Here is a 17,571-nt window from a genome sequence, read left to right as displayed (position 1 = left end):
TGGCCTCGACGTAGACTGGTGCCCATGCCAGGAGTCGACGTCGTACTACGTCGCACGCTTAGCCGTGCGCGTTCCCTGATCGCCGAACGCCGCGTGCGTTCGGCGATCGAAGTTTCCGGCCGCGATGCTCGCGGGGCCGAGGTAGTGATCTTCTTCGCCGAACCGGTCGGCCAGTTCTACCAGCTGGGCGTGTGGTTGCCGGTGTTCGAGCGGCTCGCCGAACGTGGTGTGCGCGTGGGGCTGATCCTCATGGATGCGCTCAGCGCCCGTGAGGCGATGTCCCGCTCAAGCTTGCCGGTCTATTTTTCGCGTTCCATGCAGAGCATCGAGCAGCGCCTGGAGCAGGACGGTACCCGGGTGATCTGCTACGTGAATAATGCGCAGGCGAACTTCACCATGCTGCGCTGGACGGGCTCGGCCCACGTGCACCTGAACCACGGGGAAAGCGAAAAGGCCTCGATGGTCTCCAACCAGCTCAAAGCCTATGACGTGGCCGCGGTGACCGGTACCGCGGCCATCGAACGCATTGCGCAGAATATCCCGCGCTTCGAGCTCTCTCATGCGGTGGCCATCGGCCGCCCGCAGCTCGATGCCTTGCCCGCACGCCCCGCTCGCGGGTCGAAACTCCGGGTGCTCTACGCCCCCACCTGGGAGGGCGACTCACAGGCCATGGCCTACTCGTCGATCCCGACTCACGGACGGGCGATCCTCGAGGAACTCAGCGGCGTGGCGGGCATCGAACTGATTTTCCGTCCGCATCCGAAAACCGGGGATGTCAGCGGCGCGGTGCGGCGCGAAATTACCCAGCTGCGTAAGGAGTTCGCCGACGTGCTCGACGAGCAGAGCGACCCCGGGGTCCTGCTCAATGACGCCGATGTGGCGATCTGCGATATTTCCGCGATGGCCTACGACGCGTTGGCGCTGAATATTCCGTTGCTGCTCGTCGGGGAGCGTGACTGCCAGTTGCGTCGTCGCCTGCCCGCGCAGCAGCTGCTTTCCGCTCAAGCGCCGGTGGCCGCCACCGTGCGGACGCTGGCCGAGGCCGGAGTGAGCGCGCAGCAGGCCGAACTCGCCAGCTACTTCTTCGCCAGCACCGAGAAGGGGCGGGGCACCGAGCTGCTACACGAACTACTCGAAAGGCTCTAAACAATGACGCAGAAGATTATTGCCCCGCGGCTGCGAGCCGGTGACACCGTGCGCGTGATCGCGCCCTCCTGCTCACGGAGTTTCGTGATGGAGTACGACAATACGCGGTGGATCGACGAGCGTTTCACCGCGCTGGGTCTGCAGCAGAGCTTCGGGGCGCATGTGGATGAGCGCGACGAATTCGATTCCAGCAGCATCGCGCACCGCGTGGCGGATCTGCACGCCGCGTTCGCCGACGAGACGGTCAACGGGGTGCTCAGCGTCATCGGTGGGTACAACGCCAATGAGTTGCTGCCCTACCTGGACTTCGACCTCATCGCCGAGCACCCGAAGGTCTTCTGCGGCTACTCCGATATCACGGTGCTAGCCAACGCCATGCACGCCAAGACCGGGCTGGTGACCTATGTGGGGGCGCACTGGTCCAGCTTCGGGATGCGCGATCACTTCGAACCCACCGGCCAGTGGTTCCACGACGCCCTGTTTGGGCACGACTGGCAGATCGAGCACGCCAGTGAATACACCGACGACCCGTGGTTCATGGACCAAGATGCGCGCACCGTGCATGCCACCGACGGACCCTGGGTGCTACACGAAGGGGCCGCGCAGGGACGCGTGATCGGCGGGAATCTGTGCACGCTGAACCTGTTGCAGGGCACCGAATGGATGCCGCGGCTCGACGGGGCGGTGCTGTTTGTCGAAGATGACGCCGCCGGGGATGTGCACGAATTCGCCCGTCAGTTCGCCGCACTGCTTCACAGCGCGGCCGGGCAACGGTTGGCGGGGATTGCGATCGGACGGTTCCAACGGGCAAGCGGCATCGACCGGGCGCTGCTCGAAGCGGTGGTGGCCAAGCACCCGCAACTGGCGCAGCTTCCGGTGGTGGCGAACCTCGACTTCGGGCACACCAGCCCGATGTTCACCCTGCCCATCGGGGGCAACGCGCGGCTTCGGGCCGAAGCCGGCGGCGTCCAGCTGAGCCTCGGTCACTAACGCGCCCGGAAGACCGTATCCTGCCAGTCGCGGTGCGCGGCCGTATCGTGTGAGATGAGCACGTGCTTGATGTTGGTGTACTCGTCGAAGGAGTACTGGCTCATATCCTTGCCCATGCCCGAGGCCTTGTACCCGCCGTGCGGCATATCCGAAATGATCGGAATGTGCTCGTTGATCCAGACGCACCCGGCCTGTATTTCCGCCGCGGCCCGCAGGGCCAAATCCAGGTCCTTGGTCCAGGCGCTGGCCGCCAGCCCGTAGGGGGTGTCATTGGCCAGTTCCAGGGCCTGGTCGACCTCGTCGAAGGGCAGCACGGTCAGTACCGGGCCGAAGACCTCGTCCTGCACGATGGCCGAGTCTTGTGCCGCCGCGGTGATCAGGGTGGGGCGGTAGAAGTTGCCCGGGCGCGGTTCGCGGCGTCCGCCGGCGACCACCTGGGCCCCGTCGCGCACGGCGGCCTGAACCATGGAATCCACCTTGTCCAGGTGCGCCTGGCTGATCAGCGCTCCCATGTCGGTTCCCGGGTCGGTGGGGTCGCCGACGACCATGACCTCCATCAGCTCGGCGACCCGGGCGACGAACTCATCGAAGCGTGAGCGGTGCACATAGGCGCGGGTTGCGGCGGTGCAGTCCTGACCGCCATTAATGGTGCAGGCCGCCACCGCACCGTGGGCGGCGGCGTTCAGGTCGGCGTCGGCGAACACCACGAAGGGGGCCTTGCCGCCTAATTCCAGGTGCACCCGGGTGCCGCTTTCGGCGGCCAGCGCCATAATGTGTCGACCTACCGCGGTGGACCCGGTGAAGGAGGTCATGCGCACCAGTTCGTGGCGGACGAGGGCTTCTCCCACCACCGGTCCGGTGCCGACCACGATATTGATCACCCCGTCCGGGAGCCCGGCGGCGTGGGCGGCCTCGGCGAAGAGGAGCGAGGTGCCCGGGGTCATTTCGCTGGGTTTGAGCACGATGGTGTTGCCCGCGGCGATGGCCGGCAGAATTTTCCAGGCCGCCATCTGCAGCGGGTAGTTCCACGGGGCGATGGAGCCGATGACGCCGATGGGTTCGCGGCGGATCATCGAGGTGGAATTGCCCAGATAGTCGCCGGCGGCCAGGCCCCGGAGATTGCGGGCGGCACCGGCGAAGAAGCGGACGTTATCGATGGTGCCGGGAATGTCGAATTCGGTGGACATCCGGATGCTCTTACCGGTCTGGGCGGTTTCCAGTGCGGCGAACTGCGCGGCGCGGGCCTCGAGTTCGTCGGCCAGGGCCAGCAAGTGGCCGGAGCGTTCGGCGGGGGTCAGTTTGCTCCACGGGCCGAAGGCGGCGGCCGCCGCGTTGACCGCGGCGTCGACCTGTTCTGGGCTGGCGGTGTCGATCTCAAGCAGTGGTTCGCCGGTGGCCGGGTTAATGCGGGTGATCGTCTCACCACTGCCCCGGTGATAGGCCCCGGCGAAGTACTGGTGTCCGTGCGGGAAGTCGGTGCTGGCCATGAGAGCTCCTTGGATGGGTGGTTAGCGGGAAAGATAGAGTTTGCGCAGGGTGCTGTGGACCTGCCAGTGGGTGTGCATCCCGGCGTGCAGGCGGATCAGGCTTCCGGGGACCAGCGCGAGTTCTTGGGCCGCGAAGCCGTTCGAAGCCAGCACCTTCAACGTGGCGGTGCCGGCGATGACCAGGAAGTATTCGTCGTCCTCCACATCCTGCATGGTGCCGACAGACATCTCCCAGAGGCCCGCGGCGCCTGCCGGTGCGTCGGGTAGTTCGTAGAGTGCGGTCGTGGTGGGTTCCTCGCCGAGGCATTGGGGTGGTTCCACCCGGTGGTGGGTCAGCGGTAGGTCTAGCGCGTTGTGGGCGGTGGCGGCCGGGCGCATCAGGAATCGAATCCCATGCCGAGGGCGTCCATGGCCTTGAGGAAGGCGGAGCGGCGGCCCCGGTTCCGGTCGGCGCGGATCAGCTCATGGGTCATGAGTTTCACCCCGAGCCAGGCGGCCGGTTCGGGTGGGAAGGGCAGGGGTTTGTCGCGGACCATCTGCAATTGCGTCAGTTCGGTGCGTTTCCCGGAGAGCAGGTCCAGCATGACCTTGGCCCCGAAGCGGGTGGCGCCCACGCCGAGCCCGGTGAAGCCGGCGCAGTAGGCGACTCGTCCGTCGTAGGCGGTGTCGAAGAAGGCGAAGAAACGTGAGCAGGTGTCGATCGCTCCACCCCAGGCGTGGGAGAACCGCACCTCGCTCAGCTGTGGGAAGGAGCCGAGGAAATGTGCCGCGAGTTTGCGGAAGGTGGCGGGGTTGGTGTCGTAGCGCGAGCGCACCCGCCCGCCGAAGTGGTAGAGCGCATCGTAGCCGCCGTAGAGGATCCGGAATTTTCCCTGCTCATCGAGGGTGGGCCGGGCGTAGTGAAAGCGGTTGTTCAAATCCGCCAGGCCGGTGAGTTTCTCCCAGCCAATGGCCTCGCGCTGTTGTTCGGTCAGCGGCTCGGTCATCAGGGCGTAGTCGTAGACCGGGATGGTGTGTAGCCGGTGCCGGGCGAGCAATGAGGGGAAGGCGTTGGTGGCCAGGGCGACGCGGGCGGCATACACCGCGCCGTCCGCGGTGCCCACGCGGAGCCGGCCGGAGGACTCGGTGAGATCCTCGGCGCGGCTGTGCTCAAAGATGCGCACCCCCAGCTCACGGCAGACGCGGGCCAGTTCCCAGGCCAGCTTGGCCGGGTGCACCAGCACGGTGCCGGTGCGGTCCCAACTGCCGGCCAAGAAGTCCGGTGAGTCGATCATCGCCCGGGTGGCCGCGGCATCCAGGAAGTCAACCTGTGCATGCTCTTGGGCTTCTTCGCGGAGCCACGCCACCTGATGCGCCTCGGTGGCCACCGAGAGCACGCCCTGCTCGACGAGATCGACGTCCATCGAGTACCGCTTAATGGTGTCGATCAGTTCGGCGAGGTTGGCGAAGCCCAATTCGGTCAGCCGGGCGTTCTCGGTGGGCAGGTGGGCTTGGCCGTTGGATTCGCCGTGCACCAGCGAGGCCTCGCAGAAGCCGCCGTTGCGTCCGGAGGCAGCCCAGCCGATGCGTTGGGCCTCAAGCAGGACGACGTTGCGCCCCGGGTCGCGTTCCTTCGCCTGCAGCGCGGTCCACAGCCCGGTGTAGCCGCCGCCGACGATCAGCAGGTCGGCCTGTATCTCGGTGTTCAGCGCGCCGGCCGCGGCGGGGCGGCGGTCGCTATCGAGCCAATAGGGGGTGTGGCTGGCGCCGGCTAAGGCGTGGTCGATGGCCGCGGGGGAGATGCGGCGCTCGTGCCGGTCAAAGGTGGTTTCGGTCTGTGGTGCCATGATGGGTCCTCGGTGGGTCGGTCGATGCTCCTAACGGGTGGGCATGACGCGACGACCAGGGTCCCAGGGTAAGGGTGCTTCCGCGCTCCAAGCGTTGCCGGGAGTCGGGGAGCAAGGGCAGGTGAGGGCAGGATTCCAGGCGCTAGCCACGGTATCCCTCTTCTCAAACAAGCCTCGAATGAATGTGATTCATATCATGTATACGTGAGGTGGGGGTGGGCCGTCAATGGCCGGGGTTGGACGGTTCCGGCGCAAAGTAGAGATCGCTGTGGAGTTTGCAGCCCGGATTGAACCGTGCGGCGCAGTGCGGACACTGCTCGCTGGCCAAGTAACTGGTAACGCTCAGCTCGTGGCGGCACACCCCGCAGAGCACCACCGGTTCCGCGCGGCGCTCCACCGGCCACGGCTGGGCCGGGTGATCCGCGAGCTCGGCATGGCACAGATGGCAGGGGTAGTAGTAGCCGCAGCAGATGAATTTGATGGCGATGACATCGAGGGCGGTGTGATAGTGCGCGCAGCGGGTCTGCGCATCCATCTGCACCCCGCGTACCTCAACTGCCTGGCTCATGCCACCGAGTTTAGTCGCCGTAGCGTGGCTCGCGGTGCCCGGACCTGGGTTCGGGTGCGCCGCAGGTGCATCGCGCAGAGCAGCATCACCGCGAATTCGGCCACCGCCATCCACGCCATGGAGGCGCTCGCCGTGGCGTGCCCGGAGTGGCCGGCCCCATGCTGATGGACCCATGGAAGACCGAGGATCAGCAGGGCATGAACGATAACCATGAGCCCGCTCATCAGCATCAGGCCGCCTAGCGCCCCGCCGCGCCATGTCTCCAGCGCGCATTTGCCGCAGAGCCCGGCCATGGCCACGAGGGCCACCGACCAGTAGGCGCCGTGGTGGCCAGCGATGGCCATGACCACGTGGGCGAACGCCAGCAGCGCGGACAGCATGGCGATCACCCGCGTGGTCAGGCCGCTCATGCTACTTCTCGCCCGCGCAGCAGCCCGAGTCGCCATTCGAGTCGCTCGCGCAGCAACCGTGCTTGGCCGGCTCGGGGACGTCGAGCACCGGGGAACGGTCGAAGAACCCCTCGGGACGCAACGTGAAGCCCACGGTGTCTACCGGCATGATCGGCCAATCCTCGGTGCGCGGGAAGTGGGTAAGCGCGAAGCTGTGCCACAGGCTGATCTGTTCGGTGTCCACGTTGTGGTTGGCCTTGACCCAGTCGGCCATGCCGCTCACGCCCGGGTTCTGGTTGACGAAGTCGCCGGTGGGGTAACGCTGCGCAGCGTCGCGCTTGGTCACCCAGAGCGACTTGGTGGCGAAGCTGGCCCGCTTGTTCACGCTCGAACCCTCGGCGGCCAACATGGTGGGGTTACCCTGCGGCAGCAGCTTGTAGCCCACCGGGTGACCCAATCGGTTCGTCGACTGCGGGTTGGTCACGATCCAGCTGCGTCCGGCTTCCATTCGGGTATCGCGGGCCGCTTCCTGTTCGGTGGCCAGCACCCGGTGGCTACGGGTGAAGGCGTTGCCGCGCGGGTTCTCCTCGCTGAAGGGCAGGCGCACGGCTTCTTCTTCGATGACGCGGCTGGGACCGTCGTCCAGCGCGAAGTCCAATCGCGCGCCGAAGATGTGCTGGTGGAAGGGGGCGCCGAGCCCGGGGGCCAGCTCGGAGGCGAAGCGTTCGTCGCGCATGGCCGAGGTGAAGACGATGCCGGTGGCCTTGGCCTCGAATTCGATGGTGCCATCGAGGTAGAGGTACCAGTAGAAGCCGTAGTCGTAGTTGCCCACGGTGGTGAAGAAGGAGATCACCAGGCGGCGGTTGCGGCGCGTGTATTTGACCCCGGACCAGTCGTCGGAGTGCTTGGCCAGGATCGAGGCGTCCTCTTCGTGCATGCAGATGCCGTTGAGGATGGTGCGTGGGTTGCCCTGGTTGTCGGCGATCACCGGGGAGATGTAGTGGATTTCGCCCAGGCAGTCGCAGCCGAGTTCCAGGGAGTTGGCGCAGGAGCCGATGAGGTACTCGCCGGTGTCGAAGTAGTTCTGCCAGCTGCGCACCGGGGACGGGTCGCCGTAGGGGACGAGCATTTCGGCGATGGAGGCTCGGTTCAAAATGGTGCGGCGCGCGCCCTTGTCCTTATCGTCGAAGGCGATGTTGTAGAGCACCAGGCCCTCGCGCATGTCGAAGCCGACATCCAGCGACCACTTTTCCCATTCGACGTGGTTGCTGTCGCTGACGCTGAAGCTCGGGCCCTCGGGCTGGGTGATCTCGATGGGCTTCTGGCTGGTGCGCAGCTCTCCGGTCAGCGAGGGGTCGGTGTAGTTGCCATGCTCGGCCGGGATGTCGACGACACCGAAATCCAGGATCTGGTCGACCTGCTTCGCGATGGTGTCCACGTAGACCACCAGCCCGTCGATGGGGTGGGCCCAGGCAGAGTCGGTGGGGTGGTCCTGGCGGAAAGCCAGGCCGCGCAGCATGCGGCGGCCGACCTCCTCGGGATATTCGAAGACGCCGGCGGAGAGCGGGGCCACGCGCACCTGTTCGGTGCTCAGTCCGCGTTTGGCCAAGGCCTCGACCCAGCGCGGGTCGGCGTTGACGATTTCTTCGACGCTTCCGAAGTCTTCGGCGAGTACCGGCAGCTGCCCGGTGGCGCCCGGGTCGAGCTCGGTGACCGACTCGACGCTACCCTCGCTCAGGTTCAGCACGATGTCCTTGGGCTCGTTCAGCTTCACATCCAGCGTCATCACACGCACGCGGCGTTGCTGCGGGTGCTGCACGCTGGGGTCCTCGAGTCCCAGGTAGGCGACGCGGGTGTCGCTCCCGAAGAGGGAGTTGGCGGACAGTAGCTCGCGGGCCTGGTGCACCTCGTCGGCGGACAGCAGCTGGTAGTTAGCGGTCTGGACGGTCATTGGAGACTCCTGTGTGCGGTGTTGGGTGGGTCACGTGTTTCTCTCTGAGTGTAGAGAATAATCGCTGAGTAGACTCGAAGACAAGAGGTTGCGACAAACTTCTGGTCTACGCACCTAGGATTGAGCCATGCCCCGGATTATCGACCACGACTCAAAACGCCGCGAGATTATCGAGATCACGTGGCGCTTCATCGCCCAACACGGCTACGACAAATTGAATCTGCGGGATCTGGCGGCCGCCGCGGGGTATGCCAACGGCGGGCTGAAAACCTACTTCGCCACGCGGGATGACATCCTGGTGGCCACCTTCCAGTTCGTCTTTGACTCGACCAACCGGAGGATCGAAAAAGAGACCCAGGGACTCGAAGGATTCCCCGCGGTGCGAGCCTTCGCCCGTGAAGTGATGCCACTGGATGAGCGGCGTCGCGACGAGGCGCGCGTGGTGGTGCACTTCTGGCATATGGCCTTGCAACACCGCACCTTTGGAGAGCTCAACGCTCGCTCCATGGATGACTGGCGGCACCGGCTCGATCGCTGGTTGGGCCAAGAACTACCCGAGGATCAGGTGCGCGCCGCGCGCGATGGACTGATGAACTTCCTCATGGGAACCCAGTCCGCCGCGGTGCTCGACCCGCAGGTCAACACCGCCACGAGCCTGCAAGAGCAGCTCGAGTTCATCGTGCAGACCCTGCAGCGGCTCGCGGTCGAGCGGCGGGGCTAGCGGCCCGCGACGATCTGCCGTACATTCATCTGTGAGGCGCGCCTCATCGGGCTGTACTACCGCGCGCCGCGGAGGACTTATGTATCAAACTCAACAGGTGGATTCCTTTGCCGCGTGGTCGCGGCTCATTTCGCAGGCCTTCGTGCCCTTGGAATCGGAACAGGTCGCCTCCGGTCATTTCTCGGCCTCGCTGGCGGTGAATATGCTCGACGACATCGGGTTGATGCGCATCGCTTCCAAACCACATGCGGTGCTGCGCACCGACGCGCTGGCCGCGGCCGGCGACGGGGCCTACTTCAAGGTTTCGCTCCAGGTCACCGGGCACGGGATGCTGATCCAAGACGGCCGGGAAGTCACCCTGGCCCCGGGTGAACTGGCCATCTACGACACCCAGCGCCCCTACTCACTGGTCTTCGACGCCCCGGCCAAGGTGATGGTCGTGATGATCCCGCAGGATAACTTCAGGCTCACCCGCGCCGAGGTGGCGCAGATTACCGCCACCAAACTCGATGCCGGACACCCGCTGACCGGCACCGTCGCGCCCCTGCTGAGTCATTTGGGGGAGCATTTGCCGCACTGGGATACCTACGGCGGTGCGGCACTGGCACATAATGCGGTGGACCTGCTGGGCACCGCGATGTCATCCATTCTGGGCAGCACCGTTCAGGGCAGCGCCCGGGAACGTCAACGTCGCGGCATCCTGCAATTTATCGAGCGGCACCTGGCCGATCCGCGGCTGAACGCGCACTTTGTGGCCGAAGCGAATTTCATTTCGGTCCGCACCCTGCACGCTCTGTTTGCCGATCAGCCGCGCACCGTGGCGGCCCATATTGCCGCGCTGCGCATGCAACGAGCCGCGGAATTGTTGATCGACCCGCTATTGGCCACGGTGCCGGTGCAGTCCATCGGCGCTCGGGTGGGCTTCACCGACGCCTCGGGCTTCAGCCGGGCCTTTACCCGCGCGCACCGGATATCGCCCACGGCCTACCGACGTGAGCATCTGACCGTGTCGTAACGCAATGCACAGATCGTCAAGGACCCTGCGCAGATTGCCAAGGCAATCGAGGTGCCCCTCACAGATCCTTAGAGGCAATACTGAATCAAAGGTCAAGGAGTAGGCATGGGACTGGGCCAACGCACGATCGGGATTCCCGCGCTCGTGGTGATGATCATCGCCGCCAGCGCACCACTGACGGTGGTCGCCGGAGGAGTGAGCACGAACTTCGCCGTCACGGGCATGCTCGGGGTGCCGCTATCCTTCGTCGTGCTCGGTGTGGTGCTACTGATCTTCAGCCTCGGATACACCGCGATGAGCCGGCAGATTTCGAACGCCGGTGCCTTCTACGCCTACATCGCCGAGGGGCTGGGCAAGGCCAGCGGCGTGGGTGCCGCGATGGTCGCTGTCGTCAGCTACAACCTGATGCAGATCGGCATCTACGGGCTTTTCGGCTTCGCTTCGGCCTCCTTCGCCGGTAGCCTCTTGGGCTGGGACATCCCATGGTGGGTCGGTGCCTTGGCCGGTTGGCTCGTGGTGGGGGTGCTCGGCCTGAACCGGGTGGACTTCTCCGCCAAGCTGCTCGGAATTGTGGTGGCCCTCGAATTCGTGATCGTCACCGTGTACGACATCATTGCCATCGCCCAGGCACCCGAGGGCCTGGATGCCAGCGGCTTCACGCCGACCGAACTTTTCGCCCCGGGACTCGGTGCCGTGCTCGCCTTTAGCATCGCGGCCTTCATGGGCTTTGAATCCGGCACCATCTACAACGAAGAGGTGAAGGATCCCAAGCGCACGGCCCGCTGGGCCACGCTCATTGCGGTGAGCATTATCGCCGTGTTCTATGCCTTCTCCGCCTGGTCCGTGGCCATGGGGGAGGGCTCCTCGAATGTGGTGGCCGCCGCCGGCGAATTCGGGCCCGACCTGATCTTCGTGTTCCTCGGTAAATTCGCCCCGACCTGGTTCGTGGACGTGGCCAACCTGATGTTCATCACGAGCCTGTTTGCCGCGTTGCTGGCTTTCCACAATGTGGTGGCCCGTTATTTTTACGCCATGGGACGCGGCGGGGCGCTCCCGAGTTTCCTGGCACGCACCTCGCGGCGCAGCCACTCGCCCATCGCCGGTTCGATGACGCAGTCCGTGTTGGCGCTGCTGGTCATTATCATCTTCGCGGTCGTCTCGACCGGGAAGGAACCGCTGTTCATCGTGCTGACCATGTTCACCTGGATGACCAACGCCGGTGCCTACGGGCTGGTGCTGCTGATGGCGCTGACCTCCTTCGCCGTCCTGGGCTACTTCGCCAAGCGCCGCACCGGGGACTCGCTGATCACCCGGGTCATCGCCCCCTTGGCCGCCGGACTGATGCTCGGCTACATCTTCATCCAGATCGTCGTGAACTTCGATGTGCTCATCGGGCTCGAGGAGCCCGGCGCGCTGCCGTGGGTCTTGCAGGGCATCGTGATCCTGCCCGGGGTGATCGCGTTCCTCATTGCCCAGTGGGTGCGCACCGAACGTCACGCCGTGCCCGCGGATGACACCGTCCAATCGACCAACCACTAATTACCGAGACATTAGGGAGAACACCATGGGCTACGCCAATGCCACTGAACTTCTGGCCGCTATCACCGAACCGGGAGCCGACCAGCAGGTGCTGGATCCGGCCACCGGAGCACCGGTCGGCGCCGTGCGCAATCGCACGGTGGACGAGCTGAACGACGCCGTGGCCGCGGCGCGGGCCGCGCAACCGGCCTGGGACGCACGCGGACATGAGGAGCGTTGCGCGCTCCTGAACGCGGCCGCCGATGCCATCGAGGAGAACGCCGAGGCGCTGGCCGAGCTCCTTTCGCGTGAACAGGGCAAACCGCTCAACGGCCCGAACGCCCGCTTTGAGGTCGGTGGCTCGGTGGCTTGGCTACGTGCCGCCACGGCCTATGACGTCGAACCCGAGGTGGTCGTGGACGACGGGGAAACCTACGCGGTGAAGCACTACCGCCCGCTGGGTGTCGTCGGAGCTATTGGCCCGTGGAACTGGCCGATGATGATCTCCATCTGGCAGATCGCCCCGAGCCTGCGCATGGGCAACACCGTGGTGCTCAAGCCCAGCGAGAACACCCCGCTGTCGGTACTGGCGCTGGGGCATGTGCTGAACCAGGTGCTACCGGCCGACGTGTTGCACATCGTGCCCGGCGGCCGTGACGTGGGTGAATCGCTGTCCGGCCACCCGGAGATCGACAAGATCATGTTCACCGGTTCCACGCCCACCGGCAAGGCGATCATCCGCTCCTCGGCCGATACCGTGAAGCGGCTGACCCTGGAGCTGGGCGGTAACGACCCAGGCATCGTTCTGGAAGATGCCGATCCGCAGGCCATCGCCCAAGATCTGTTCTGGGGTGCGTTTATCAACACCGGCCAGACCTGCGCGGCACTAAAGCGCCTGTATGTGCCCGAATCCATCTACGACCAGGTCTGCCAGGCGCTGTCCGAGGTAGCCGGTGCCATGCCTATGGGCGTGGGGCTCGACGAAAACAATGTGCTCGGCCCGCTGCAGAACAAGGCGCAGTACGAGATCGTCTCCGGCCTGGTGCAGGATGCGGTGTCCTCCGGCGCCCGGGTGCTGCTCGGTGCCAACCCAGATACCGAGGCGGCCGGATACTTCTACCCAACCACCTTGATTGCCGACATCGACCCGCAGAACCCACTGGTTGTCGAGGAGCAGTTCGGCCCGGCGCTTCCCATCGTGAAGGTCAAGGATGTCGAGGAAGCCATTGAACTAGCCAACTCTCTGCCGGTGGGGCTTGGCGCCTCGGTGTGGAGCAGCGATAAGGCCAAGGCCACCGAGGTGGCCGCGCAGATCAAGGCCGGTACCGTCTGGGTGAACTCACACGGCACCATCGACCCGCGGGTGCCTTTCGGCGGCGCCAAGCAGTCGGGTTACGGACTCGAATTCGGGCTAGACGGACTGAAGGCGCTGGCACAGCCACAGATCATCAAGGCCTAATCCGCCGGAGACAGCGCCGGGCGACGAGGTTTCGTCGCCCGGCGCTGTGCTGTCTCGCGCGCACTCGGCAATTCTGCTAGCGTGAATAAAAAGCCACGAGTGAAACAGGTGTTTATGTCTCACAAGGCCGTAACTCTGGGTTACGTTGTCGTCTTTTGCTTGGCGATGTCGTTGGCGTCGCAGGCCGAATTTCCAAGCCAGCCCGGCGTTATTCTGGTGGGTTTGACCTTCCTCGCGCTTGCCGGCCGGATCGCTGTGCTGGCGCTGCGCTACACGCGAGCACGGGCTCGTTAGTACACGAAGTAGTCGCTGAAGTTTGCTCCGTTATCGGTCGAGCTAATGAGCGCTCGCGCGGTCGCAACCCACAGCACATTCTCGCCTTCGGCGTTCGACGCGTAGTTCATTTGCTGCATCGGTTCGGATACCCGGCCACTTTCTTTCCACGTCAAACCCGCGTCAGCGGAGATGTAGACGCGCCCGTCCGGGGCTATGCCCGCCGCGTCTTTGGGAGTGGCGAAGGAAACGTATTGCACGATGGGGCTGGGCTCCACCAGCTGCCAGGTTTTTCCGTTGTCTTCGGAGCGCTGTATTCCGGCCTCCGTGGTGCCCAAGACGACCTTGCCTTCGGGATGCCCCGCGAGGACCGCCGGGGCGAACTGGGTTTGGCTCTTGTCCCACTTCTTTCCGTCGGTACTCAACAGCAGCTGCCCGTCGAATCCTATGAGCCCACCCTGGCTTAGGGTGAGCGCGTGGAAGTCCGATTGACCTTCGCGGGAGAGCGTGGTCCAGGTGCGTCCGCTGTCATCGCTACGTAGCAGGCCCATTGGATTGGGCAGGTCGGATCCCTCGCCCGGGTGCCCTGACGCATAGAAGGTCCCCTCGGTTCCCGCTGCGGTGAACCCCATGTAGTCATTGGTTGGCCCGAGCTTGGTGACTTGGCCGTCGGTCACATCGAATATGCCATGGTGGGTGGCGAGGAGCACTTGGCTTTGGTCGGGGCGAACGCTGATGCCGTGGATATGGGTTTGCGGGAAGGTATCGGCTCGCGCCGGTGCGCTGGGTTCGCTAGAGGTAGAGGTGCTGGGGGAGGAAGAAGACTCGGCGGGGGTCTGGGCAGCAGGATCGGTAGTGCTACAGGCGCTGAGCGTGGCAGAGAGAAGAACTGCGAGGGCGATTAAGGGCAGAACTTTGCGTGGCATGGTGAGATTCCTTGGGTAGGACAAGCATGGGTCCCGGGCCCTACGGCACCGGGCGGACGAAAGTGGCGACCGAAATGTTTCCGGTGAGGTGTCTCTAAGTCCTGCTGATCCCAAGGTCTTGCACACTCACCCGCGGGGTGCGCTGCGGGTGGAGAGATGGAATGACGGGTTGCGCGCTGACCACCTGCAACCGGATGCTGTCCCTAGCGGGTAGATCTGCAGGGGTGGGGCCAGCGCCCTGTAGCGGTGGTTCATTGTCCGCCGCCCGATCGAGTACCGGGCAACTGTCATCGGCCGTGCAGTCTGCGCTGTCCACCGAGGTCAACTGCGTCGAGTGGTGGCTCGGAGCCTCCGGCGAATGTTGCGTCATCCCCACACACAGCACGCCCGCCAATACCGGAAGTGCCACCAGCAATAAGGCCATGAGCATGCGTGGCGCGTAACGCGCCGCGTACATGCCGGTCATGGCCACTCCTGTCTTTGCCGTGGTTGAAGCCCGCGTGGGCGAGCCGCCGTTAGCCTATGCGGCGTAGCTGTGTGGGGGATAAGTGCGCGTCGTGCAGTGCACCTAGTGGTTGAGCAGCGTGATGTTAATGGGGTCCATCTCGCTACCGGCCGGGTACTGGCCATTGAAGAGAGCGGAACCGGCGTCCGTGAGCGTCACGGTGTAGCCGATGCGCTTCATGCCGAAGGCCTCACCACTGTCGGTTTGCTGAAGATCAGCGATCGCCACGCGCGCGTCATCTGTATCGATGCTCAGTTGCAATCCAGCCGGTCCATGGACGATCCGCGGCTTGGCGATGTCGAGTTTCATCATCCCGCCGTGGCCAGCGAAGCTGAGCTTGCCCCGGAACCAATACTCACCCTCGGGCACCTCGGTGACATAGTCCTGCGGGAAGGCCAGCGCGCGGCCTTGCTGCCAGACGCCGTCGTGAGCTTCGATGCGCCCATCGGGTAGGGACGAAATGTAGCCGACGAAGGAGCTTTTGACGCCCCACAACAGGTGCGGTTTGAGGGCGTCTCCACCAGCGGGTGAGGTCATAGTTCTCTTGGCCTTTCCGTTGCGAAAATCTCTGATCAGCATAGGGCCAAGAGGCTTGGCTGCGCACCTTTGTGGCTTTGCTGGACGTCCGTTATTCGGGTAGGTCGTCGTAGATGAGTTCGTCGATGCCCGTGGCGAAGGGCTCACCGAAGTCATCAAGCACGATCTGGACGTTGGATATTTGCGTGCCGTCGGCCAGGGTGGCCTGAGCGTTCATCCAGCTTCCGTTCCAATATCCCAGATCGAAAGTGACCATGGGGTACTTCACCGCGAGGTTGTACTCGAGAGCTTCGGTGGCCTGACCGTAAAGTACGGCGGATCCCACGGCACACAGGATGACTCCGACCATGAGGCATCCGCCCACGATAAGTTCGGCCCGGATATTGGCGCGATTTGCGTAGGTTTGAAACTTTTGGGCCAACGCCGGGAAACGATGGCGACGAAATAGCCCGTGTATCAGAAGTGGTGCTGCAACAAGCAACAAGACCAGCGCCACGCAGAACAGGATCAACGGCGTACTGAAGTCGAGCTGTTGATCCAAGGCTGGTGTCCCCTCAACAAATAAATTCGGGTCAGTAGAAAAATTAGTCTCATCCTATGGGGGTGGTGGCATGCTGGCAAGAACCTGAACCAGGTACGGGTAGAGCATGATCTGGCAACGGCGAAGTACCGAGTGGGCCGCACATCATTAGCCAGGGCGGAATTTTCCTTGGCAGGTCATAGTGCACCACCTCAATCCCTCCCGACGGGTGGACGCAACGGGATTAGGGGCGACCCTGCACGGCAACGGTGGGACCAAAAAGCAGAACTGGCGTGGAACCCGCGGTGGGTTCCACGCCAGTATGCGTGCGCCGAAGCGCTTTAGGCGGTGACGAATCCGTCGGCGACATCTAGTGCCTTCTCGAGACGGCCGAGCGCCTTGATGAGCAGGTCGTCGTCGATATTCATGGCCGGCACTACGTGGATGCGGTTGAAGTTCGCGAAGGGCAATAGTCCCTCGGCCTTAGCCGCGGCGATGATTTCGTTCATTTCCGGGGACGAACCACCGTACGCCGCCATGGGTTCGCGCGTCTGACGGTTTTTGACTAGTTCGATTGCCCAGAACACGCCCTGACCGCGCACCTCACCAATGGACGGGTGACGCTGGGCGAACTCACGCAGCGTCGGACCAATGATGTCCTCGCCTAGTCGCTTGGCGTTGGACACCAGCTGCTCGTCCTCCATCGCGTTGATGGTGGCGACCGCGGCGGCACAGGCCAAGGGGTGACCCGAATAGGTCAGTCCGCCCGGGTACGGACGCTCCCGGAAGGTTTCGAAGATCTCCGGGGAGATCGCCACCCCGCCGAGGGGGACGTATCCGGAGTTCACTCCCTTGGCAAAGGTGAGTAGATCCGGAACCACACCCCAGGTATCGACCGCGAACCATTCGCCAGCCCGGCCAAAGCCCGACATCACCTCGTCGGCGATGTACACAATGCCGTACTTGCGGGTCAGCTCGCGCACGCCCTCCATGTAGCCGGCCGGTGGCAGGTAGATACCGGCGGTGCCCGGAATGGACTCCAGGATGAGCGCCGCAATAGTCTGCGGACCCTCGAGCACAATGGTTTCTTCCAAGTGCTGCAGCGCGCGCTCAGTTTCTTCGGCTTCGCTGCTGGAGTGGAAGTACGAACGGTACGGGTAGGCCGGTCGGAAGTGCACGATCCCGTCGCTGGCATGATCCGAGGCAAAGCGCCGTGGGTCGCCGGTGACGTTCACGGCCAAGTGGGTTCCGCCGTGGTAGGACCGATAGGCGGAGAGCACCTTATGCCGCCCGGTGTGCAGGCGTGCCATCCGGATCGCGTGCTCATTTGCGTCGGCTCCACCATTGGTGAAGAAGATCTTGTTGAGCTCGCCCGGGGTGCGTTCGGCAATGAGCCGGGCGGCCTCAGACCTGGCGGTATTCACATGCGCCGGAGCGATCGTGCATAGACGCGCGGCCTGCTCCGCAATGGCGGTAATCACCGTCGGATGCTGGTGGCCGATATTGGTGTTGACCATCTGGCTGGAAAGGTCGATAAATTCCTTACCTTCCCCGTCCCACACCTTGGAACCCTCGGTTTTGAGCACCGTCATCGGTGAAAACGGCCCTTGGGCCACCCACGAGTGGAAGACATGCTCACGGTCCAGCTCATAGGCCCGTCGGCCCTCGGCGATCTCTGCCTGGGTGACGGCGGCCTGCTCGGCTAGTTGGTCGGTCATCGACGATGCCCTTTCGCTTGGT

General features: G+C 64.3%; 18 protein-coding genes. 7 read left to right on the top strand and 11 right to left on the bottom strand.

Translation table 11 applies throughout. The features are described from left to right. Nucleotides 1-24: 24 nt before the first annotated feature. Nucleotides 25-1,146: a CDP-glycerol glycerophosphotransferase family protein gene (locus ACYU0X_RS13540; protein WP_461901211.1), complete on the top strand. Its 1,122-nt coding sequence runs from the start codon at nucleotides 25-27 to the stop codon at nucleotides 1,144-1,146. Between the two features lie 3 nt (nucleotides 1,147-1,149). Then, nucleotides 1,150-2,136, top strand: a complete 987-nt coding sequence (locus ACYU0X_RS13535; RefSeq protein WP_461901209.1) for a S66 peptidase family protein — start codon at nucleotides 1,150-1,152, stop codon at nucleotides 2,134-2,136. Here the strand turns inward: ACYU0X_RS13535 and ACYU0X_RS13530 are convergent. The 6 genes from ACYU0X_RS13530 to ACYU0X_RS13505 all read right to left on the bottom strand — a co-directional run bounded on the left by ACYU0X_RS13530 (nucleotide 2,133) and on the right by ACYU0X_RS13505 (nucleotide 8,357). Beyond that, nucleotides 2,133-3,623, bottom strand: coding sequence for a gamma-aminobutyraldehyde dehydrogenase (locus ACYU0X_RS13530; RefSeq protein ID WP_461901207.1), 1,491 nt, complete (start codon nucleotides 3,621-3,623; stop codon nucleotides 2,133-2,135). The two genes, ACYU0X_RS13535 and ACYU0X_RS13530, sit on opposite strands and share 4 nt — an antisense overlap. Before the next feature lie 21 nt (nucleotides 3,624-3,644). Continuing rightward, complete coding sequence (locus ACYU0X_RS13525; RefSeq protein ID WP_461901205.1) at nucleotides 3,645-4,001, bottom strand: cupin domain-containing protein; 357 nt, start codon at nucleotides 3,999-4,001, stop codon at nucleotides 3,645-3,647. Further along, nucleotides 4,001-5,449 carry an NAD(P)/FAD-dependent oxidoreductase gene (locus ACYU0X_RS13520; protein WP_461901203.1) on the bottom strand — a complete coding sequence of 483 codons (1,449 nt, stop codon included), beginning with the start codon at nucleotides 5,447-5,449 and terminating at the stop codon, nucleotides 4,001-4,003. Before ACYU0X_RS13520 ends, ACYU0X_RS13525 begins: the two co-directional genes overlap by 1 nt. A gap of 223 nt (nucleotides 5,450-5,672) precedes the next feature. Next, nucleotides 5,673-6,017, bottom strand: coding sequence for a CHY zinc finger protein (locus ACYU0X_RS13515; RefSeq protein ID WP_418907326.1), 345 nt, complete (start codon nucleotides 6,015-6,017; stop codon nucleotides 5,673-5,675). Further along, entirely contained in the window at nucleotides 6,014-6,427 is a 414-nt protein-coding gene (locus ACYU0X_RS13510) for a hypothetical protein (protein ID WP_418907325.1), read from the bottom strand. Before ACYU0X_RS13510 ends, ACYU0X_RS13515 begins: the two co-directional genes overlap by 4 nt. 1 nt (nucleotide 6,428) lies before the next feature. Further along, nucleotides 6,429-8,357, bottom strand: coding sequence for a primary-amine oxidase (locus ACYU0X_RS13505; RefSeq protein WP_461901200.1), 1,929 nt, complete (start codon nucleotides 8,355-8,357; stop codon nucleotides 6,429-6,431). 127 nt (nucleotides 8,358-8,484) lie between these two features. Between ACYU0X_RS13505 and ACYU0X_RS13500 the strand changes: the two genes are divergently transcribed. From ACYU0X_RS13500 to ACYU0X_RS13480, 5 genes are all read left to right on the top strand, one after another. Continuing rightward, complete coding sequence (locus tag ACYU0X_RS13500) at nucleotides 8,485-9,078, top strand: TetR/AcrR family transcriptional regulator (protein WP_461901198.1); 594 nt, start codon at nucleotides 8,485-8,487, stop codon at nucleotides 9,076-9,078. Nucleotides 9,079-9,157: 79 nt separating this feature from the next. Beyond that, entirely contained in the window at nucleotides 9,158-10,093 is a 936-nt protein-coding gene (locus ACYU0X_RS13495) for an AraC-like ligand-binding domain-containing protein (RefSeq protein ID WP_461901196.1), read from the top strand. Nucleotides 10,094-10,198: 105 nt separating this feature from the next. Next, complete coding sequence (locus ACYU0X_RS13490) at nucleotides 10,199-11,632, top strand: APC family permease (RefSeq protein WP_461901194.1); 1,434 nt, start codon at nucleotides 10,199-10,201, stop codon at nucleotides 11,630-11,632. A gap of 25 nt (nucleotides 11,633-11,657) precedes the next feature. Then, nucleotides 11,658-13,070: an aldehyde dehydrogenase family protein gene (locus ACYU0X_RS13485; protein WP_418907320.1), complete on the top strand. Its 1,413-nt coding sequence runs from the start codon at nucleotides 11,658-11,660 to the stop codon at nucleotides 13,068-13,070. A 99-nt stretch (nucleotides 13,071-13,169) separates the two neighbouring features. After that, nucleotides 13,170-13,364, top strand: a complete 195-nt coding sequence (locus ACYU0X_RS13480; protein WP_461901192.1) for a hypothetical protein — start codon at nucleotides 13,170-13,172, stop codon at nucleotides 13,362-13,364. On the opposite strand, the gene ACYU0X_RS13475 is transcribed toward ACYU0X_RS13480, so the two are convergent. The 5 genes from ACYU0X_RS13475 to ACYU0X_RS13455 form a co-directional block, all read right to left on the bottom strand. Then, nucleotides 13,361-14,269 carry a F510_1955 family glycosylhydrolase gene (locus ACYU0X_RS13475; RefSeq protein WP_461901191.1) on the bottom strand — a complete coding sequence of 303 codons (909 nt, stop codon included), beginning with the start codon at nucleotides 14,267-14,269 and terminating at the stop codon, nucleotides 13,361-13,363. The genes ACYU0X_RS13480 and ACYU0X_RS13475 overlap by 4 nt on opposite strands. Nucleotides 14,270-14,363: 94 nt before the next feature. Continuing rightward, a complete protein-coding gene (locus ACYU0X_RS13470) occupies nucleotides 14,364-14,735 on the bottom strand; it encodes a hypothetical protein (RefSeq protein ID WP_461901189.1) in 372 nt (123 codons plus the stop codon). A gap of 102 nt (nucleotides 14,736-14,837) precedes the next feature. Beyond that, a complete protein-coding gene (locus ACYU0X_RS13465) occupies nucleotides 14,838-15,311 on the bottom strand; it encodes an HtaA domain-containing protein (RefSeq protein ID WP_309405726.1) in 474 nt (157 codons plus the stop codon). Nucleotides 15,312-15,402: 91 nt separating this feature from the next. Then, on the bottom strand, nucleotides 15,403-15,852 hold the full coding sequence (locus ACYU0X_RS13460) for a hypothetical protein (RefSeq protein WP_418907316.1): 450 nt from the start codon (nucleotides 15,850-15,852) through the stop codon (nucleotides 15,403-15,405). A 320-nt stretch (nucleotides 15,853-16,172) separates the two neighbouring features. Continuing rightward, the gene (locus ACYU0X_RS13455) at nucleotides 16,173-17,549 is read right to left on the bottom strand and encodes an aspartate aminotransferase family protein (RefSeq protein ID WP_418907315.1); all 1,377 of its coding nucleotides are present in this window, start codon (nucleotides 17,547-17,549) and stop codon (nucleotides 16,173-16,175) included. Nucleotides 17,550-17,571 lie beyond the last annotated feature (22 nt).

Source organism: Glutamicibacter sp. X7, from assembly GCF_054889245.1.
Note: the sequence above shows the minus strand (reverse complement) of the source record. Positions and strands in the feature narration are given on the sequence as shown.

What these genes read in the sequence shown, in the direction of transcription:
- ACYU0X_RS13455 (WP_418907315.1), bottom strand. Translation starts at nt 17,549, where the DNA reads ATGACCGACCAACTAGCCGAGCAGGCCGCCGTCACCCAGGCAGAGATC.
- ACYU0X_RS13490 (WP_461901194.1), top strand. Translation starts at nt 10,199, where the DNA reads ATGGGACTGGGCCAACGCACGATCGGGATTCCCGCGCTCGTGGTGATG.
- ACYU0X_RS13475 (WP_461901191.1), bottom strand. Translation starts at nt 14,269, where the DNA reads ATGCCACGCAAAGTTCTGCCCTTAATCGCCCTCGCAGTTCTTCTCTCT.
- ACYU0X_RS13500 (WP_461901198.1), top strand. Translation starts at nt 8,485, where the DNA reads ATGCCCCGGATTATCGACCACGACTCAAAACGCCGCGAGATTATCGAG.
- ACYU0X_RS13470 (WP_461901189.1), bottom strand. Translation starts at nt 14,735, where the DNA reads ATGACCGGCATGTACGCGGCGCGTTACGCGCCACGCATGCTCATGGCC.
- ACYU0X_RS13510 (WP_418907325.1), bottom strand. Translation starts at nt 6,427, where the DNA reads ATGAGCGGCCTGACCACGCGGGTGATCGCCATGCTGTCCGCGCTGCTG.
- ACYU0X_RS13535 (WP_461901209.1), top strand. Translation starts at nt 1,150, where the DNA reads ATGACGCAGAAGATTATTGCCCCGCGGCTGCGAGCCGGTGACACCGTG.
- ACYU0X_RS13540 (WP_461901211.1), top strand. Translation starts at nt 25, where the DNA reads ATGCCAGGAGTCGACGTCGTACTACGTCGCACGCTTAGCCGTGCGCGT.
- ACYU0X_RS13530 (WP_461901207.1), bottom strand. Translation starts at nt 3,623, where the DNA reads ATGGCCAGCACCGACTTCCCGCACGGACACCAGTACTTCGCCGGGGCC.
- ACYU0X_RS13495 (WP_461901196.1), top strand. Translation starts at nt 9,158, where the DNA reads ATGTATCAAACTCAACAGGTGGATTCCTTTGCCGCGTGGTCGCGGCTC.
- ACYU0X_RS13515 (WP_418907326.1), bottom strand. Translation starts at nt 6,017, where the DNA reads ATGAGCCAGGCAGTTGAGGTACGCGGGGTGCAGATGGATGCGCAGACC.
- ACYU0X_RS13520 (WP_461901203.1), bottom strand. Translation starts at nt 5,449, where the DNA reads ATGGCACCACAGACCGAAACCACCTTTGACCGGCACGAGCGCCGCATC.
- ACYU0X_RS13465 (WP_309405726.1), bottom strand. Translation starts at nt 15,311, where the DNA reads ATGACCTCACCCGCTGGTGGAGACGCCCTCAAACCGCACCTGTTGTGG.
- ACYU0X_RS13505 (WP_461901200.1), bottom strand. Translation starts at nt 8,357, where the DNA reads ATGACCGTCCAGACCGCTAACTACCAGCTGCTGTCCGCCGACGAGGTG.
- ACYU0X_RS13485 (WP_418907320.1), top strand. Translation starts at nt 11,658, where the DNA reads ATGGGCTACGCCAATGCCACTGAACTTCTGGCCGCTATCACCGAACCG.
- ACYU0X_RS13525 (WP_461901205.1), bottom strand. Translation starts at nt 4,001, where the DNA reads ATGCGCCCGGCCGCCACCGCCCACAACGCGCTAGACCTACCGCTGACC.